Source organism: Afipia sp. GW822-FHT03D08 (assembly GCF_058801645.1).
The window spans coordinates 1,369,905-1,385,153 of record NZ_JBXANK010000001.1; the positions used below are offsets into that span (position 1 = coordinate 1,369,905).

The following is a 15,249-nucleotide window of genomic DNA, read 5'->3' on the forward strand; positions in this document are numbered from 1 at the left end:
GCTGGAAGTCCGGCAAAACCCCTGCAATACGGTCATGCCGAAATTGCAGGTTTGGCTTTGAACTTTCTCCGCCGGTTGGAGTAGCGTGACCCATGGCTCAGACAGATAACCCCGCCGCCGGCACTCCCCCACAGCAGGCAGCGTCCGCCCCGCCTCCCGAGCCTTCGCATGTCAGCGCCACGCTGCGCCGGGTCGCGATTCCCGTCGCCTGCCTGATTGCGGCGGCGACCTTCGTGATGGTGGCGACGCTGCGCTGGGACGCCTGGATCGGCGGCGCCGTGATCCAGACCACGAACGACGCCTATGTTCGCGCCGAGACAACACAACTCAGCAGCCGCGTCGCCGGCGAAGTGCTGAAAGTCGCCGCGAGCGATTATCAGCACGTCAAGGCGGGCGATCTGCTCGTCGAGATCGACCCTGCGGACTACGAGGCGCAGGTTGCGCAGGCGGAAGCCGCCGTCGCCGGAGCACAGGCCGCGCTCGACAACCTCGCCAATCAGGTCGAACTTCAATACGCCACCATCGCGCAGTCCGAAGCGCAGCTCGCCTCCGCCGAAGCCATCCAGGTCGAAGCGCAGCAGGAATACGACCGCCAGCATGGTCTGATCCAAAGCCCTGCCTTCACCCGCCAGCGGCTCGAGCAGGCGACCGCCGCCCTTGCAAAGGCGGACGCCGATGTCCGCGCCAGCCGCGCTGTCATCGCCGCACAAAGGCACCAGCTCGAAGTTCTCGCCGGAACGAAAAAGCAGCGCGCCGCCGATGTTCTCGCCGCTCAGGCCGCGCTGAAAGCCGCAAAACTCAAGCTTGGCTACACCCGGATCGTCGCCCCGTTCGACGGTGTGGTCGGAGCACGGCAGGTTCAGCCAGGAGATTACGTCAACATCGGCAGCAACCTGTTCAACGTGGTGCCGCTGCCGAATGTCTATGTCATCGCGAACTACAAGGAGACGCAGCTGACGCGCGTGAAGCCGGGGCAGCCGGTGGAAATCACCATCGATACCTTCCCGGACGCGAAGCTGAGCGGGCATGTCGCACGTGTTTCCCCGGCGAGCGGATCGCAATTCGCGTTGCTGCCGCCCGACAACGCCACGGGCAATTTCACCAAGGTGGTGCAGCGAATTCCGCTGCGGATCGAATTCGACAAGGGCCAGCCGCTGCTCGATCGTCTGCTGCCGGGCATGTCGGCGGTGACGCGGATCAACACAGAGGGAACCGTTGTGCCCTCGAACGCCGGAGCCAAAGCCGGTGGCGGAAGCTAAAATCATCGCCAGCGGGCCGGTCTCGGTCGGTCAGGCTGTTCACCATCCGCTGCTCGCCGTGATCGCCGTGCTGCTCGGCTCGTCGATGGCCAACATCGACAGCCGGATGTTCACGATCGGGCTGCCCGATATCAAGGGCGCCTTTTCTCTCAGCTTCGACGAAGGCGCTTGGCTGAGCACGGCCTCGACCGCGTCGCAGATTTTCATCGCGCCTTCGGTGGCCTGGCTTGCCACCGTATTCGGCCTGCGCCGCATTCTCGGCATACCTAGTCTGGTCTTCGCGGTGATCTCGCTGGTTCTCCCATTTGTCCGCGATTACCAGACACTTCTGGCCCTCACGATCCTTCATGGCCTGCTGATCGGCACCTTCGTGCCGGCCACGCTGATGATCATTTTCCGCAACCTGCCGATGCAGTGGTGGCTGGTGGCGATCGGGATTTATTCGTTGCGAGTCGGCTTTGCGCTCAACTTCGGTCCGGCGCTGGTCGGCTTCTATGTTGATCAGATCGGCTGGCAATGGCTGTATTGGCAGGATGCGATCATCGCCGTGCTGATGGCGATCCTGGTTTACTTCGGCGCCGCCCGCGATCCGGTCAACCGGACGCTGCTGGAAACCGCGGACTGGGGCGGCATGCTGTTGCTGGGGACCGGCATCGCCATGGTCTATGCCGGCCTCGATCAAGGGAACCGTCTGGATTGGCTCAATTCCGGAACCGTTGTCGCAATGCTCGGCTGCGGTGCGTTTCTGCTGGTGGCGTTTTTCATCAACGAGGCCGTGGTGGAGGAGCCGTGGGCGCACGCCAATGTGCTGTTCTCGCGCAATATCGGCTTCGCGCTGGTCGTCATCCTGCTCTACACCCTGACCAGTCTCTCCAACTCGTCGCTGGTGCCGAACTTCCTTTCGGCCGTTGCGCAGCTCCGGCCCGAACAGACGGGGCGCCTGCTTGTGATCTATGGCGTTCTTCCCTTTGCCGTGCTGTTTCCCCTCTCGATCTGGCTGCTGCGGCGATATGATGTGAGAATCGTCCTGATCATCGGCCTGATCACGTTCGGAATCGCCGCATTGCTCGGAACGCAAATCACCAATAGCTGGCGGCTGGCCGACTTCATCCCGATTGTGTTGCTGCAATCGGTCGGCCAGGCATTCACGCTGTTCCCGATCATTATCATCGCGCTGTCCAACTCCGATCCGACCCGGGCGACGGCGTTTGCGGCCTATATCCAGATCATGCGCCTCGGCGGCGCAGAAATCGGCATTGCGCTGATGGCCACCTGGCTGCGGGTGCGCGAACAGACCCACTCCAACCTGATCGGTCAGCACATCACCCACGCCACCGATCAGGTGGAGCAGTTTCTTGCCCGCATGTCGGGCTATTTCGCTGGCCATGGCACAGCGACGGCCCCCGCGCGCAGCGTCGGAACACTGGCCGGCATGGTCCAGCGCGAGGCCAACGTGCTGGCCTATATCGACGGCTTCTGGCTGACCTTCGGTTTCGCGATCATGGGGCTTCTCGTGACCGCCCTGATTACGAAATCCCCGCCCGGGCCCTTCACACCCAAAGCCCGATAGCGCCGTTCTCCGCCCGAAATCCCAACATTCTGAATCAGCGCGGTGAAGGTCTTGAATCAGGTTCTGATGATGCGGATTCAACGCGTGAAGGTTTTGAATCACCTTCTGAAGATTTTGATTCAACCCGTGAAGGAATTGATTCAAGAACCGAACAGATCGATTCAGCTCCGGTCTTGGTCGCCTGAAATTACCCTTATAAATCAATGGGGTTATCGAATCGTTTGAATCTCGCGCGAAACGCCAGGCGGGAGTGCCCGCCGGCAATCCTCGCCGTTACGGCCCGCCAAACGGCACCAGGCGGAAGTGCTGAAGGGTTTTGCCACTGCACGGTTTCGGCGAGCGGCCGCAAAAGCGCGAACCGCTTCAAAATCACCGGCTGAAATGGCTCCAGGATTGACCTGCCGGCACGCGTGTCTCGCCCGACATGCCAGAAAGTCTCAGGTGCGTTGCCTTCCAGCCCGCGAACGCGGGTGCTATAGCCTCGCTACGGAACCGTTGCGGTTCTCTCGCCCTCTCCGCCCCCAATTTAAGGCCCGATCCCCCATGGCAAAAATCAAGGTGACCAACCCCGTCGTCGAACTCGATGGCGACGAGATGACCCGGATCATCTGGCAGTACATCAAGGACAAGCTGATCAACCCCTTCCTCGATGTGAAGCTCGAATATTACGACCTTGGGATGGAATACCGCGACAAGACCAACGATCAGGTCACCATCGACGCGGCCAACGCGATCAAGAAGCACGGCGTCGGCGTCAAGTGCGCCACCATCACGCCGGACGAAGCCCGCGTGAAGGAATTCGGCCTCAAGGAAATGTGGAAGTCGCCGAACGGCACCATCCGCAACATTCTCGGCGGCGTGATTTTCCGCGAGCCTATCATCTGCAAGAACGTGCCCCGTCTGGTTCCCGGCTGGACCAAGCCGATCATCATCGGCCGCCACGCTTTCGGCGACCAGTACCGCGCTACCGACATCAAGTTCCCGGGCAAGGGCGTGCTGACGATGAAGTTCGTCGGCGAGGACGGCACGGTGATCGAGCGTGAGGTGTTCAAGGCTCCCGGCGCCGGCGTGGCGATGGGCATGTACAACCTGGACGATTCCATCCGTGACTTTGCACGCGCTTCGATGAACTACGGCCTGTCGCGCGGCTATCCGGTGTACCTGTCGACCAAGAACACCATCCTCAAGGTCTATGACGGGCGCTTCAAGGACATCTTCCAGGAAATCTACGACACCGAATTCAAGAAGGACTTCGAAGCCAAGCACCTTACCTACGAACATCGCCTGATCGACGACATGGTCGCCTCGGCGCTGAAGTGGTCAGGTGGCTACGTTTGGGCCTGTAAGAATTATGACGGCGACGTGCAGTCCGACACCGTGGCTCAGGGCTACGGATCGCTCGGCCTGATGACCTCGGTGCTGCTGACGCCGGACGGCAAGGTTGTGGAAGCCGAAGCTGCCCACGGCACCGTGACCCGCCACTACCGCGAACACCAGAAGGGCAAGGAAACCTCGACCAACTCCATCGCGTCGATCTTCGCCTGGACGCAGGGCCTCGCCCACCGCGCCAAGCTCGACAACAACGAGGAACTGGCGAAGTTCGCCAAGACGCTGGAGAAGGTCTGCGTCGATACGGTCGAGTCCGGCTTCATGACCAAGGACCTCGCGCTGCTGGTCGGCGCCGATCAGAAGTGGCTCTCGACCACGGGCTTCCTCGACAAGGTCGCGGAAAACCTCACCAAGGCGATGGCTCCTGCGGCGTAAGGCGCCGCAAGCTGCATCTCATGTTTTTGACGGCGCAGACATTGTCTGCGCCGTTTGCTTGTCAATTTCAAAAAGAACCGGAACGCCGGACATGACGCGAGACCAATTCAGCTTCTTCCATCCCTTCCGCATCCGCTATTCGGAGATCGACGGTCAGGGCGTGGTGTTCAACGCCCATTACCTGACGTTCTACGACACCACCATCACCGAATATTTCCGTGAGCTCAAATACGATCAGTACGCCGACGCCAAGAAGACCGGCATGGACTTCCATGTCGTGAAGTCCGTCGTCGAGTACAAATCGCCGATCCGCTTCGATGCCGAGATCGAGGTCGGCGTCCGCGTCGCGCGGATCGGCAGTTCAAGCATGACGTTCGAACTGGCGATCTTCCTGAATGACAGCGCGGATCTGATGGCCACCGGTGAAATCGTCTGGGTGAACACCGATCAATCGACGCATCGGCCTGCTCCGATCACTCCGGAGATCCGCAACCTGATCGCAACACGCGAGAAGCATCTCGCATCCTGACCCGCGGCAGCCAGCGCTCAGATGCTGGCGAGACCGATCTGCGCAATCATCGCCTTGGCGATCTCCTGCTCGCCCATGATGACGCTATTCGCGCCGTGATGCTTGAGGTGCGCGATTTCCTCTTCCGAATGCGCCCGCGCGATGATTGGCAGCGTCGCGCTGATCGCGCGGGCCTTGGAGACGATCTGCCCGCCCTCGAACGCATCGGGTATTGCGACAATGAGCCCGCGCGCGGCCTCGAGGTTTGCCGCAACCAGCATTCCCGGTGCCGCCGCATTGCCCGTGATCTTCTCGATTCCCGCCTGAGCGAGCTTTTCGAGGCATCCCGGATTATCTTCGATGACCAGAAGCGGCACGCCTCCCTGCTTTAACGATGCGCCGACAACACTCCCGACGCGCCCGTATCCGACCAGCACGACATGACCGGTGAGAGCGGTGACAGGCAACTCGACGCGGGCCGGCTTCTTCCTTGCCGCCTCCGCGGCCACCTCTGCAGCGGAATCCTCCGCTGACAAGGCTGCTGCCGCGGCTTCCTCGGCTGCCTGTTTTTTCGCCTCATAGCGATCCAGCAACACAAAGAACAGCGGGTTCAGCATGATCGAGATGATTGCTCCCGCAAGAACAAGATCACGGCCACGGTCCGGCAGCAGCGCAAGGCTGACGCCGAGACTGACGAGAATGAAGGAGAACTCGCCGATCTGGGCGAGACTTGCAGAGATCGTCAGTGCGGTGGATGTCGGATGCCCGAACATGCGCACGATGCCGAAAGCCGCGACGGATTTTCCGAAGATGATGATGAAGACGGTCACCAGCAGCGGCAGCGGCTCCCGCACGATGATCGCGGGATCGACCAGCATGCCGACGGACACGAAGAACAGCACCGCAAATGCGTCGCGCAGCGGCAGGGTTTCGTTCGCGGCGCGCTGGCTGAGTTCGGATTCGCTCAGAATCATGCCGGCGAAGAACGCGCCGAGCGCGAACGACACGTCGAAGAGAACTGCCGCGCCGAACGCCACACCGAGCGAAATCGCAAACACCGCGAGACGAAACAGTTCGCGCGAACCCGTATGCGCCACGTAATGCAGGACCCACGGGATCACGCGGCGGCCGACCACCAGCATGAAGATGACGAACGCCGCGACCTTGCCGAGCGTAATGAGCACCGGCTGCGCCATCGCGTAGGCGCTGAGACCGCTTGTGCCCTCGCCTTTCAGCAATCCCGCGAGCGCTGGCAGAAGCACCAGCGTCAACACCATCGCGAGATCCTCGACGATCAGCCATCCGACCGCGATTCGCCCGCGCTCTGTGTCGACCAGCCGCCGCTCCTGCAAGGCGCGCAGCAACACAACCGTACTTGCCACCGACAGCGCGAGGCCGAACACCAGCCCCCCGCCGACCGGCCAGCCCAGCGTCCAGCCAAGCCCCATGCCGAGCAGCGTCGCCACAGCGATCTGCACCACTGCGCCGGGGACCGCGATGGCGCGCACCGACAGCAGATCTTTCAGCGAGAAATGCAGACCGACGCCAAACATCAGCAGAATGATGCCGATTTCGGCGAGTTCGTTGGCGATGTTCTGATCCGCGACATAGCCGGGCGTGAACGGGCCCATCACCACGCCCGCGAGGAGATAGCCGACAAGCGGTGAAATGCGGACCCGCTGGGCAAGCGCGCCGAGAACAAAAGCCAGCACAAGGCCGACGACGACCGTCGAAATCAAAGGAGTATTGTGATGCATGCCGCATTTTGACGCATGAGGGAAATGGATGCCAGTGCATCTTTCGCTACCCATCGCCGCAGTAAATCGCGTCTCGATCTAAATGCAGTCACGACAAGGTTACGACACATGGGCGGGAGACGATGGCACGCTGACGACAGCGCCGGCGATGATTGGACCTCGCGATGACCCCGATAAGAGCTGATCTCCTCGCATTGCTGTCGATTGCAGGCTTCGTCCTCGCACCACTCTCCGCCACATACGCGCAGACGCCGGCTGCTATCGCGGCCACCGGCACGGTTGTGCTGACGCTGCACGCGGAAGGCGCGCAGGTTTACGAATGCAAGGCCGACGCGTCAGGAAAACCCGCGTGGGTTTTCCGCGAGCCGATTGCGACATTGCTTGCCGACGGAAAGACCGTTGGGCGCCATTACGCCGGACCGAACTGGGAATACAGCGACGGCAGCGCTGTTGTCGGCAAGGCGGCCGGCAATGCGCCGGGCGCGACGGACAAGGACATCCCGTGGCTCAAGCTCGAAGTCGTCTCGCAGCGGGGAAGCGGCGCGCTCAGCGGAATCACGACCGTGCAGCGGATCAACACCGCGGGCGGAAAGCTGCAAGGTGCTTGCGACAAACCCGGCACTTACCAGAGCGTGCCTTATTCAGCGGACTACGTGTTTTTGCGCTAAGTCGCGCTAGGCACCCATCGCGGCTTCGATCGCCTTCAGCGCAGCGTCCGCCTTCGCGCCATCGGGGCCGCCGGCCTGCGCCATGTCGGGACGGCCGCCGCCGCCCTTTCCGCCCAGCGCTTCGGACGCGATCTTGACCAGATCAACCGCGCTGAACCGCGAGGTCAGATCCGATGTGACGCCGACCACAACTCCGGCCTTGCCGTCCTCGCCCACATTGACGATGGCCACGACGCCGGAGCCCAGACGCTTTTTGCCATCGTCGGCAAGGCTCTTGAGGTCCTTCATCTCGATGCCGGACACGTTCTTCGCCATCAACTTGACGCCCTTCACTTCCTGGAAGTCGTCCTCCGTGCGGTGAGAACTCGCAACGCTGACTCCGCCCATGGCGAGTTTCTTGCGTGCATCCGACAGATCGCGCTCAAGCTTCTTGCGCTCCTCAACGAGCGCGGCGATGCGTGCCGGCAGATCATCGAGCGTGGTTTTCAGCTCTGCCGCCGCCGCCTTCGCGGTGTGAATGGTTGCATTCACGGCGTGACGCGCATTGTTTCCGGTCAGCGCCTCGATACGCCGCACGCCCGAAGCCACCGCGCTTTCGCCGCTGATGGAGATCAGACCGATGTCGCCGGTACGCCGCACATGGGTGCCGCCGCACAGTTCGACCGACCAGCCGAGCGCGTTGCCCTTGCCCGCGCCCATCGACACCACGCGCACTTCGTCGCCGTATTTCTCCCCGAACAGCGCCCGCGCGCCGGAATCCCGCGCATCGTCCACCGCCATCGAGCGGGTGACGACCTCGCCGTTCTCCAGCACGACATCGTTGGCGATATCCTCGATACGGCGCAGTTCTTCCGCCGTGATCGGCTTGTTATGCGCGAAGTCGAAGCGCAGCCGTTCCGGCGCGACCAGTGAGCCGCGCTGCGCGATGTGATCGCCCAGAACCTGACGCAGCGCCTCGTGCAGAAGATGTGTTGCCGAGTGGTTGGCGCGGATCGCCGTGCGCCGCCCATGATCGACTTCGAGCTGCAACGGCACGCCGAGCTTCACCGTGCCCTGCTCGACGGTGCCGAGATGCACATAAAGATCGCCGGCCTTCTTCTGGGTGTCGGTGATGCGCACGCGCACGCCGTCGCCGGTCAGAACGCCGGTGTCGCCGACCTGACCGCCAGACTCGGCGTAGAACGGCGTCTGGTTCATGACGATGGCGACGCTGTCGCCGCTCTTGGCGCTATCCACTTCCTTGCCGTCCTTCACCAGCGCGGTGACGACGCCTTCGGCGACTTCCGTGTCGTAGCCCAGGAACTCGCTGGCGCCGAGCTTCTCGCGCAGCGGAAACCAGATCGTCTCCGTGGCAGTGTCGCCGGACCCCGCCCACGAGGCGCGCGCCTTGGCACGCTGGCGGTCCATCGCATCGGTGAACGACGCGATGTCGACGCCGATGCCGCGGTTGCGCAGCGCGTCCTGCGTCAGATCGAGCGGGAAGCCATAGGTATCGTACAGCGTGAACGCGGTCTCGCCGTCGAACATGTCGCCCTTTTTCAGGGAAGCGCTTTTCTCGTCCAGAATCGAAAGGCCGCGATCCAGCGTCTTGCGGAAACGGGTCTCTTCCAGCTTCAGCGTTTCCTCGATCAGGTTCTCGGCGCGCACCAGTTCGGGATAGGCCTGGCCCATCTCGCGTACCAGCGCCCACACGAGGCGATACATCAGCGGCTCTTTCGCCCCGAGCAACTGACCGTGGCGCATCGCGCGGCGCATGATCCGGCGCAGCACGTAGCCGCGGCCTTCGTTCGAAGGCAGCACGCCGTCCGAAATCAGGAAGGACGAGGCACGCAGATGGTCGGCGATGACGCGCAGCGACGCCTTCTGTTCGCCATTCGGATCGGCGCCCGTCAATTCTGCAATCGCGCGGATCAGCGCGACGAACAGGTCGATCTCATAGTTGTCGTGCTTGCCCTGAAGCACGGCGGCGATGCGCTCCAGGCCCATGCCGGTATCGATCGAGGGCTTGGGCAGCGCGACGCGGTTGCCCGGCGCGATCTGGTCGAACTGCATGAACACCAGATTCCAGATCTCGATGAAGCGGTCGCCGTCTTCCTCGGCCGAACCCGGAGGGCCGCCCCAGATCTTGTCGCCGTGATCGAAGAAGATTTCCGAACACGGGCCGCAGGGGCCGGTGTCGCCCATCTGCCAGAAATTGTCCGACGTCCCGATTCGGATGATTTTCGATTCGGGCAGGCCTGCGATCTTTTTCCAGAGACCGAACGCCTCGTCGTCCTCGGAATAGACCGTGACCAGCAGCTTGTCCTTCGGGAGCCCGTACTCCTTGGTGATCAAATTCCAGGCAAGCTCGATGGCGCGGTCCTTGAAATAATCGCCGAACGAGAAGTTCCCGAGCATCTCGAAGAAGGTGTGATGCCGCGCGGTGTAGCCGACATTGTCGAGGTCGTTGTGCTTGCCCCCGGCGCGGACGCATTTCTGCGACGAGGTCGCGCGCTGATACGGCCGCTTCTCAAGGCCCGTAAACACGTTCTTGAACTGCACCATGCCCGCATTGGTGAACATCAATGTCGGGTCATTGCGCGGAACAAGCGGCGACGACGGCACGATCTCGTGGCCGTTTTTCGCGAAATAATTCAGATACGCCGACCTGATCTCGTTAACGCCGCTCATGCTCGTCCAATCGCGCCCAAAAAGCTTTCAAGAAGCCTGAATGTTCTGGTGCATTTTCGGCTTGCAAAACACGCTCTGTTTCGCCCGAAAACACTCGGATGTGCCGCCCGCCTTCAATGACGCGTGCAGCGCAATTTGTCCCGCCCTGTTTCTAGACGGAACAGGCCGGGTATGTCCAGAAAGTGTGCACCAGATCAGCGGCTTGCAAGCAGTCTTAAGCGCGCCATGAAGGCCGTTGATAATCTCGCAGTTGCGTTGACAGGGCCTCGAAAGGCGTGTTTCCCTGCCTAAGTAAGCTATATACTAAGCTGACAAGTCACGTCGGGAGAGACCGGCTTCATGCCGGCGCCGAAGGAGCAACCGCCCCGGAAACTCTCAGGCAAACGGACCGTGTGACTGACTGAAATCTGGAAAGAGATGCGGCCGGGAGACCGGCGCGGCATCCGCCGACGGGATAATACTCTCAGGCACAGCGACAGATGGGGCTTCGACAAGGTTTCGGGAACCGTCCCGGAATCCGTCAGGAGCCCTGAATATGCTTGCCACTGAGTGCAAACCAGACTCCGCCGAAACTGCGCTGAACCGTGTTCCGCTGCACGACCTGCATGTGGCGCGCGGCGGCAAGATCGTGCCCTTCGCAGGCTACGAGATGCCGGTGCAGTACACCGCCGGCGTGCTGAAGGAACATCTCCACACCCGCGCCTCCGCCGGCCTGTTCGATGTCTCCCACATGGGGCAGATCACGCTCACGGCGAAATCCGGCAAGGTCGAAGACGCCGCCCGCGCGCTCGAAACGCTGGTCCCGCAGGACATTGTCGCGGTTCCGCCCGGCCGCCAGCGCTATGCGCAGTTCACCAACGATGCCGGCGGCATTCTCGACGATCTGATGGTGGCGAATTTCGGCGATCACCTGTTCCTGGTGGTCAATGCCGCCTGCAAGACCGAAGACGAAGCGCACCTGCGCAGGCATCTCTCCGGCACCTGCATCATCGAACCGCTGCCGGACCGCGCGCTGATCGCGCTTCAGGGACCGAAGGCGGTCGAGGTGCTCAGCAAGCATGCGCCGACAATAGCTGCGATGAAGTTCATGGATGCCGGGCCGCAAAAGGTGCAGATCTCTGGTCAAGCCATCGGCTGCTTCGTCTCACGCTCCGGCTACACCGGCGAGGACGGTTTCGAGATTTCGGTGCCCGCGAAAGACGCCGAACGTCTCGCAACGGCATTGCTCGCCGATCCCGCCGTACTGCCGATCGGTCTCGGGGCGCGTGACAGCCTGCGGCTGGAGGCAGGTCTCTGTCTTTACGGCCACGACATCGACACCACCACAACGCCGGTCGAAGGCGCGCTGGAATGGTCGGTGCAAAAGAGCCGCCGCCTAGGTGGCGTGCGCGCGGGCGGTTTCCCCGGCGCGGACATCATCCTGAAACAGTTCGAAACCGGCGCATCGCGCCGACGTGTCGGCCTGCGGGCGGAAGGCCGCGCGCCGGTGCGCGAAGGCTCTGCACTGTACGCCAGCGAAACATCGCCCGAGAAAATCGGCGCGGTCACCTCCGGCGGCTTCGGACCGACGCTGAACGCGCCGGTCGCCATGGGTTATCTGCCGACATCTCTTTCCACCGAAGGCATGGCGGTGTTCGCCGATGTGCGCGGGCAGCGTCTGCCGCTGCGCGTATCGGCGATGCCATTCGTGCCCAATGGCTACAAACGATAGCAATCAACAGGCTGAGGATTTCATGACCACACTGTACACGTCCGATCACGAATGGCTCCGCATCGAGGGCGATGTCGCCACCATCGGCATCACCGACTACGCCCAGACCCAGCTCGGCGACGTGGTGTTCGTCGAACTGCCGAAGGTCGGCCGCGCGCTGAAGAAGGCTGAAGCCGCCGCTGTGGTGGAAAGCGTCAAGGCGGCGTCCGACGTCTACGCGCCGATCACCGGCGAAGTGATCGAGATCAACGACGCACTGGTCGCCGATCCCGCGCTGATCAATTCCGATCCCGGCAACGCCGCATGGTTCTTCAAGCTGAAGATCGCCAACAAGGGCGATCTCGACGGCCTGATGGATGAAGCCGCCTACAAGGCCCACACGGCATAAGCCCGACAGAGTGAGGACCTACGCATGACCGCCATCCGCCCGTCCGCTGAACCCGCCGTCGATTTCGTCCGCCGTCATATCGGCCCCTCGCCGCGCGACATCAACGCGATGTTGCAGACCGTCGGCGTGGCGAGCCTGAGTGCGCTGATGGATCAGACGCTGCCGGCTTCCATTCGGCAGAAGGCGCCACTCGATCTCGGCAAGCCGCTTTCCGAAACCGAAGCGCTGACGCACATGCGCGGCATCGCGGCGCGCAATCAGGTGTTCACGTCGCTGATCGGCCAAGGTTACTCCGGCACGATCCTCCCCGCGGTGATCCAGCGCAATATTCTCGAAAATCCCGCATGGTACACGGCCTACACGCCGTATCAGCCCGAGATCAGTCAGGGACGTCTTGAAGCGCTGTTCAACTTCCAGACCATGATCTGCGATCTCACCGGGCTCGACATCGCCAATGCGTCGCTGCTCGATGAAGGCACCGCGGCGGCGGAGGCCATGGCGCTGGCGGAGCGTTCGTCATCGGTGAACACCAAAGCGTTCTTTGTCGATCATGAAGTGCATCCGCAGACGCTGGCGGTGCTGCGCACCCGTGCCGAACCGCTCGGCTGGTCGCTGATCGTGGGCGATCCTGCGCGCGACCTCGACAAGGCCGACGTGTTCGGCGCGCTGTTCCAGTATCCGGGCACGCACGGCGGGGTGTTCGATCCACGCGCCGCCATCACAGCGCTCAAGGCAAAAGGCGGCATTGCCGTCGTCGCTGCCGATCCGCTGGCGCTGACGCTGCTCGCATCGCCGGGCGATCTCGGGGCGGACATTGCGATCGGCTCGACCCAGCGTTTCGGCGTGCCGATGGGCTACGGCGGACCGCACGCGGCCTACATGGCGGTGAAGGATGCGCTGAAGCGCTCGCTTCCCGGCCGCATTGTCGGGCTGTCGGTGGATTCGCGCGGCGCGCCTGCCTATCGCCTCGCCCTGCAAACGCGCGAACAGCACATCCGCCGCGAAAAGGCGACGTCGAACATCTGCACCGCGCAGGTGCTGCTCGCCGTGATCGCGTCGATGTATGCCGTCTATCACGGCCCCGAAGGCTTGAGCCATATCGCACGGACCGTGCACCGGCGCACGTCAGTGCTGGCGGCCGGCTTGAGGAAGCTCGGCTTCGCGCCGCTGAACGACGCCTATTTCGACACGGTGACGGTGGCCATCAATGGCCAGCGGCAAGCCATCATCTCGCATTCTGCCCATGAGAGCATCAATCTGCGTCTCGATGAGACCACCGTCAGCATCGCGCTGGACGAAACCACAACGCCTGCGATTGTCGAGAGCGTGTGGCGCACCTTCGGCGGCAATCTGGTTTACGCCGACATCGAGAAGGAGGCACGCGACGCGCTGCCGTCCAGCCTCGCACGCACCAGCAAATTCATGACCCATCCGGTGTTCCACGAGCACCGCTCGGAGACCGAAGTCCTGCGCTACATGCGCAAGCTTTCGGATCGCGATCTCGCGCTCGACCGCGCCATGATCCCGCTCGGCTCCTGCACCATGAAGCTGAACGCCACCACCGAAATGATCCCGGTGACCTGGCCTGAATTCGGCGGACTGCATCCCTACGCGCCGAAGGAACAGGCTGCCGGTTATCACGCCATGTTCGCCACGCTCGAGAAATGGCTGGCCGACATCACCGGCTATGACGCGGTGTCGCTGCAGCCGAATTCCGGCGCGCAGGGCGAATATGCCGGGCTGCTGGCGATCCGCGCCTATCATCGCTCGCGCGGCGAGGCGCACCGCAAGGTGTGCCTGATCCCCTCCTCCGCCCATGGCACCAATCCGGCATCCGCCAGCATGGTCGGCATGGACGTGGTGGTGGTCGCCTGCGACGCACGCGGCGACGTCGATGTCGAGGACCTGCGCAAGAAGGCCGCGCAGCATGCGAACGATCTTGCCGCGGTGATGATCACATACCCGTCGACCCACGGCGTCTTCGAGGAGCACATCCGCGAAATCTGCGACATCGTTCACGGTCACGGCGGACAGGTCTATCTCGACGGCGCGAATCTCAATGCGCAGGTCGGGCTCGCCCGCCCCGGCGACTACGGCGCGGATGTCAGCCATCTCAATCTGCACAAGACCTTCTGCATTCCGCATGGCGGCGGCGGACCGGGCATGGGCCCGATCGGCGTGCGCGCCCATCTCGCGCCGTTCCTGCCCGGACATGTCGCAACCGACGGCGGCAAGGCCCCGGTCGGTCCGGTGTCGGCGGCGCCCTACGGGTCCGCATCGATCCTCGTCATTTCCTACATCTATATCCTGATGATGGGCGGCGAAGGCCTGACCCGGGCGACGGAAGTCGCAATCCTGAACGCGAACTACATCGCCAGGCGGCTCGATCCGCATTTCCCGGTGCTCTATCGCAACCACAACGGCCGTGTTGCGCACGAGTGCATCGTCGATCCGCGGGGGCTCAAGGCAGGATCGGGCGTCACCGTGGACGACATCGCCAAGCGGCTGATCGACTACGGCTTCCACGCCCCGACCATGAGCTTCCCGGTGCCGGGCACGCTGATGATCGAGCCGACCGAATCCGAATCGAAGGCGGAACTGGACCGCTTCTGCGACGCCATGATCGCGATCCGCCGCGAGATCGCCGACGTCGAGGCCGGACGATGGCCTATCGAGGCCTCGCCGCTGCGTCATGCGCCGCACACCGTGCACGACATCGCCGAGGATCACTGGCAGCGGCCGTATACGCGCGCGGAAGGCTGCTTCCCGGCCGGCACCTCGCGCAGCGACAAGTACTGGTCGCCCGTGGGGCGCATCGACAACGTTCATGGCGACCGCAATCTGGTCTGCTCATGCCCGCCGGTCGCAGATTACGCGCAGGCGGCGGAGTAGTCGCACGCGCGATTTCTAAACCGGTCATCACCGCGAAAGCGGGGATCCACCTTCCTCTTTCT

10 protein-coding genes and 1 riboswitch are annotated in these 15,249 nt (G+C 62.8%); of the genes, 8 read left to right on the forward strand and 2 right to left on the reverse strand.

Annotated elements, in window-relative coordinates:
* Nucleotides 1-92 precede the first annotated feature (92 nt).
* The 4 genes from AC1RM7_RS06840 to AC1RM7_RS06855 all read left to right on the forward strand — a co-directional run bounded on the left by AC1RM7_RS06840 (nucleotide 93) and on the right by AC1RM7_RS06855 (nucleotide 5,122).
* Nucleotides 93-1,259, forward strand: a complete 1,167-nt coding sequence (locus AC1RM7_RS06840; protein ID WP_006021356.1) for an HlyD family secretion protein — start codon at nucleotides 93-95, stop codon at nucleotides 1,257-1,259.
* Nucleotides 1,246-2,829, forward strand: coding sequence for an MFS transporter (locus AC1RM7_RS06845; RefSeq protein WP_006021357.1), 1,584 nt, complete (start codon nucleotides 1,246-1,248; stop codon nucleotides 2,827-2,829). The genes AC1RM7_RS06840 and AC1RM7_RS06845 overlap by 14 nt, the downstream gene beginning before the upstream one ends.
* A 543-nt stretch (nucleotides 2,830-3,372) precedes the next feature.
* Nucleotides 3,373-4,593, forward strand: coding sequence for an NADP-dependent isocitrate dehydrogenase (locus AC1RM7_RS06850; RefSeq protein WP_006021358.1), 1,221 nt, complete (start codon nucleotides 3,373-3,375; stop codon nucleotides 4,591-4,593).
* Between the two features lie 91 nt (nucleotides 4,594-4,684).
* Nucleotides 4,685-5,122, forward strand: a complete 438-nt coding sequence (locus tag AC1RM7_RS06855) for an acyl-CoA thioesterase (RefSeq protein ID WP_006021359.1) — start codon at nucleotides 4,685-4,687, stop codon at nucleotides 5,120-5,122.
* 17 nt (nucleotides 5,123-5,139) lie between these two features.
* On the opposite strand, the gene ybaL is transcribed toward AC1RM7_RS06855, so the two are convergent.
* Nucleotides 5,140-6,858: a YbaL family putative K(+) efflux transporter gene (ybaL, locus tag AC1RM7_RS06860; protein WP_024918981.1), complete on the reverse strand. Its 1,719-nt coding sequence runs from the start codon at nucleotides 6,856-6,858 to the stop codon at nucleotides 5,140-5,142.
* 164 nt (nucleotides 6,859-7,022) lie between these two features.
* On the opposite strand from ybaL, the gene AC1RM7_RS06865 reads away from it, so the two are divergent.
* Nucleotides 7,023-7,526 carry a DUF3455 domain-containing protein gene (locus tag AC1RM7_RS06865; RefSeq protein ID WP_006021361.1) on the forward strand — a complete coding sequence of 168 codons (504 nt, stop codon included), beginning with the start codon at nucleotides 7,023-7,025 and terminating at the stop codon, nucleotides 7,524-7,526.
* 6 nt (nucleotides 7,527-7,532) lie between these two features.
* On the opposite strand, the gene alaS is transcribed toward AC1RM7_RS06865, so the two are convergent.
* Nucleotides 7,533-10,196, reverse strand: coding sequence for an alanine--tRNA ligase (alaS, locus tag AC1RM7_RS06870; RefSeq protein WP_006021362.1), 2,664 nt, complete (start codon nucleotides 10,194-10,196; stop codon nucleotides 7,533-7,535).
* Nucleotides 10,197-10,507: 311 nt separating this feature from the next.
* Nucleotides 10,508-10,597: riboswitch (glycine riboswitch) on the forward strand.
* Between the two features lie 134 nt (nucleotides 10,598-10,731).
* On the opposite strand from alaS, the gene gcvT reads away from it, so the two are divergent.
* From gcvT to gcvP, 3 genes are read left to right on the forward strand one after another with little or no spacing between them, the layout of a single operon-like run.
* A complete protein-coding gene (gene gcvT / locus AC1RM7_RS06875; protein WP_024918979.1) occupies nucleotides 10,732-11,907 on the forward strand; it encodes a glycine cleavage system aminomethyltransferase GcvT in 1,176 nt (391 codons plus the stop codon).
* Nucleotides 11,908-11,929: 22 nt separating this feature from the next.
* Nucleotides 11,930-12,295, forward strand: a complete 366-nt coding sequence (gcvH, locus tag AC1RM7_RS06880) for a glycine cleavage system protein GcvH (protein ID WP_024918978.1) — start codon at nucleotides 11,930-11,932, stop codon at nucleotides 12,293-12,295.
* 24 nt (nucleotides 12,296-12,319) lie between these two features.
* A complete protein-coding gene (gcvP, locus tag AC1RM7_RS06885) occupies nucleotides 12,320-15,187 on the forward strand; it encodes an aminomethyl-transferring glycine dehydrogenase (RefSeq protein ID WP_024918977.1) in 2,868 nt (955 codons plus the stop codon).
* Nucleotides 15,188-15,249: the final 62 nt, after the last annotated feature.

Excerpts from the sequence above, each read along its gene's own strand:
- AC1RM7_RS06840 (WP_006021356.1), top strand. The coding sequence starts at position 93 with ATGGCTCAGACAGATAACCCCGCCGCCGGCACTCCCCCACAGCAGGCA.
- AC1RM7_RS06850 (WP_006021358.1), top strand. The coding sequence starts at position 3,373 with ATGGCAAAAATCAAGGTGACCAACCCCGTCGTCGAACTCGATGGCGAC.
- AC1RM7_RS06855 (WP_006021359.1), top strand. The coding sequence starts at position 4,685 with ATGACGCGAGACCAATTCAGCTTCTTCCATCCCTTCCGCATCCGCTAT.
- ybaL (WP_024918981.1), bottom strand. The coding sequence starts at position 6,858 with ATGCATCACAATACTCCTTTGATTTCGACGGTCGTCGTCGGCCTTGTG.
- AC1RM7_RS06865 (WP_006021361.1), top strand. The coding sequence starts at position 7,023 with ATGACCCCGATAAGAGCTGATCTCCTCGCATTGCTGTCGATTGCAGGC.
- alaS (WP_006021362.1), bottom strand. The coding sequence starts at position 10,196 with ATGAGCGGCGTTAACGAGATCAGGTCGGCGTATCTGAATTATTTCGCG.
- gcvT (WP_024918979.1), top strand. The coding sequence starts at position 10,732 with ATGCTTGCCACTGAGTGCAAACCAGACTCCGCCGAAACTGCGCTGAAC.
- gcvH (WP_024918978.1), top strand. The coding sequence starts at position 11,930 with ATGACCACACTGTACACGTCCGATCACGAATGGCTCCGCATCGAGGGC.
- gcvP (WP_024918977.1), top strand. The coding sequence starts at position 12,320 with ATGACCGCCATCCGCCCGTCCGCTGAACCCGCCGTCGATTTCGTCCGC.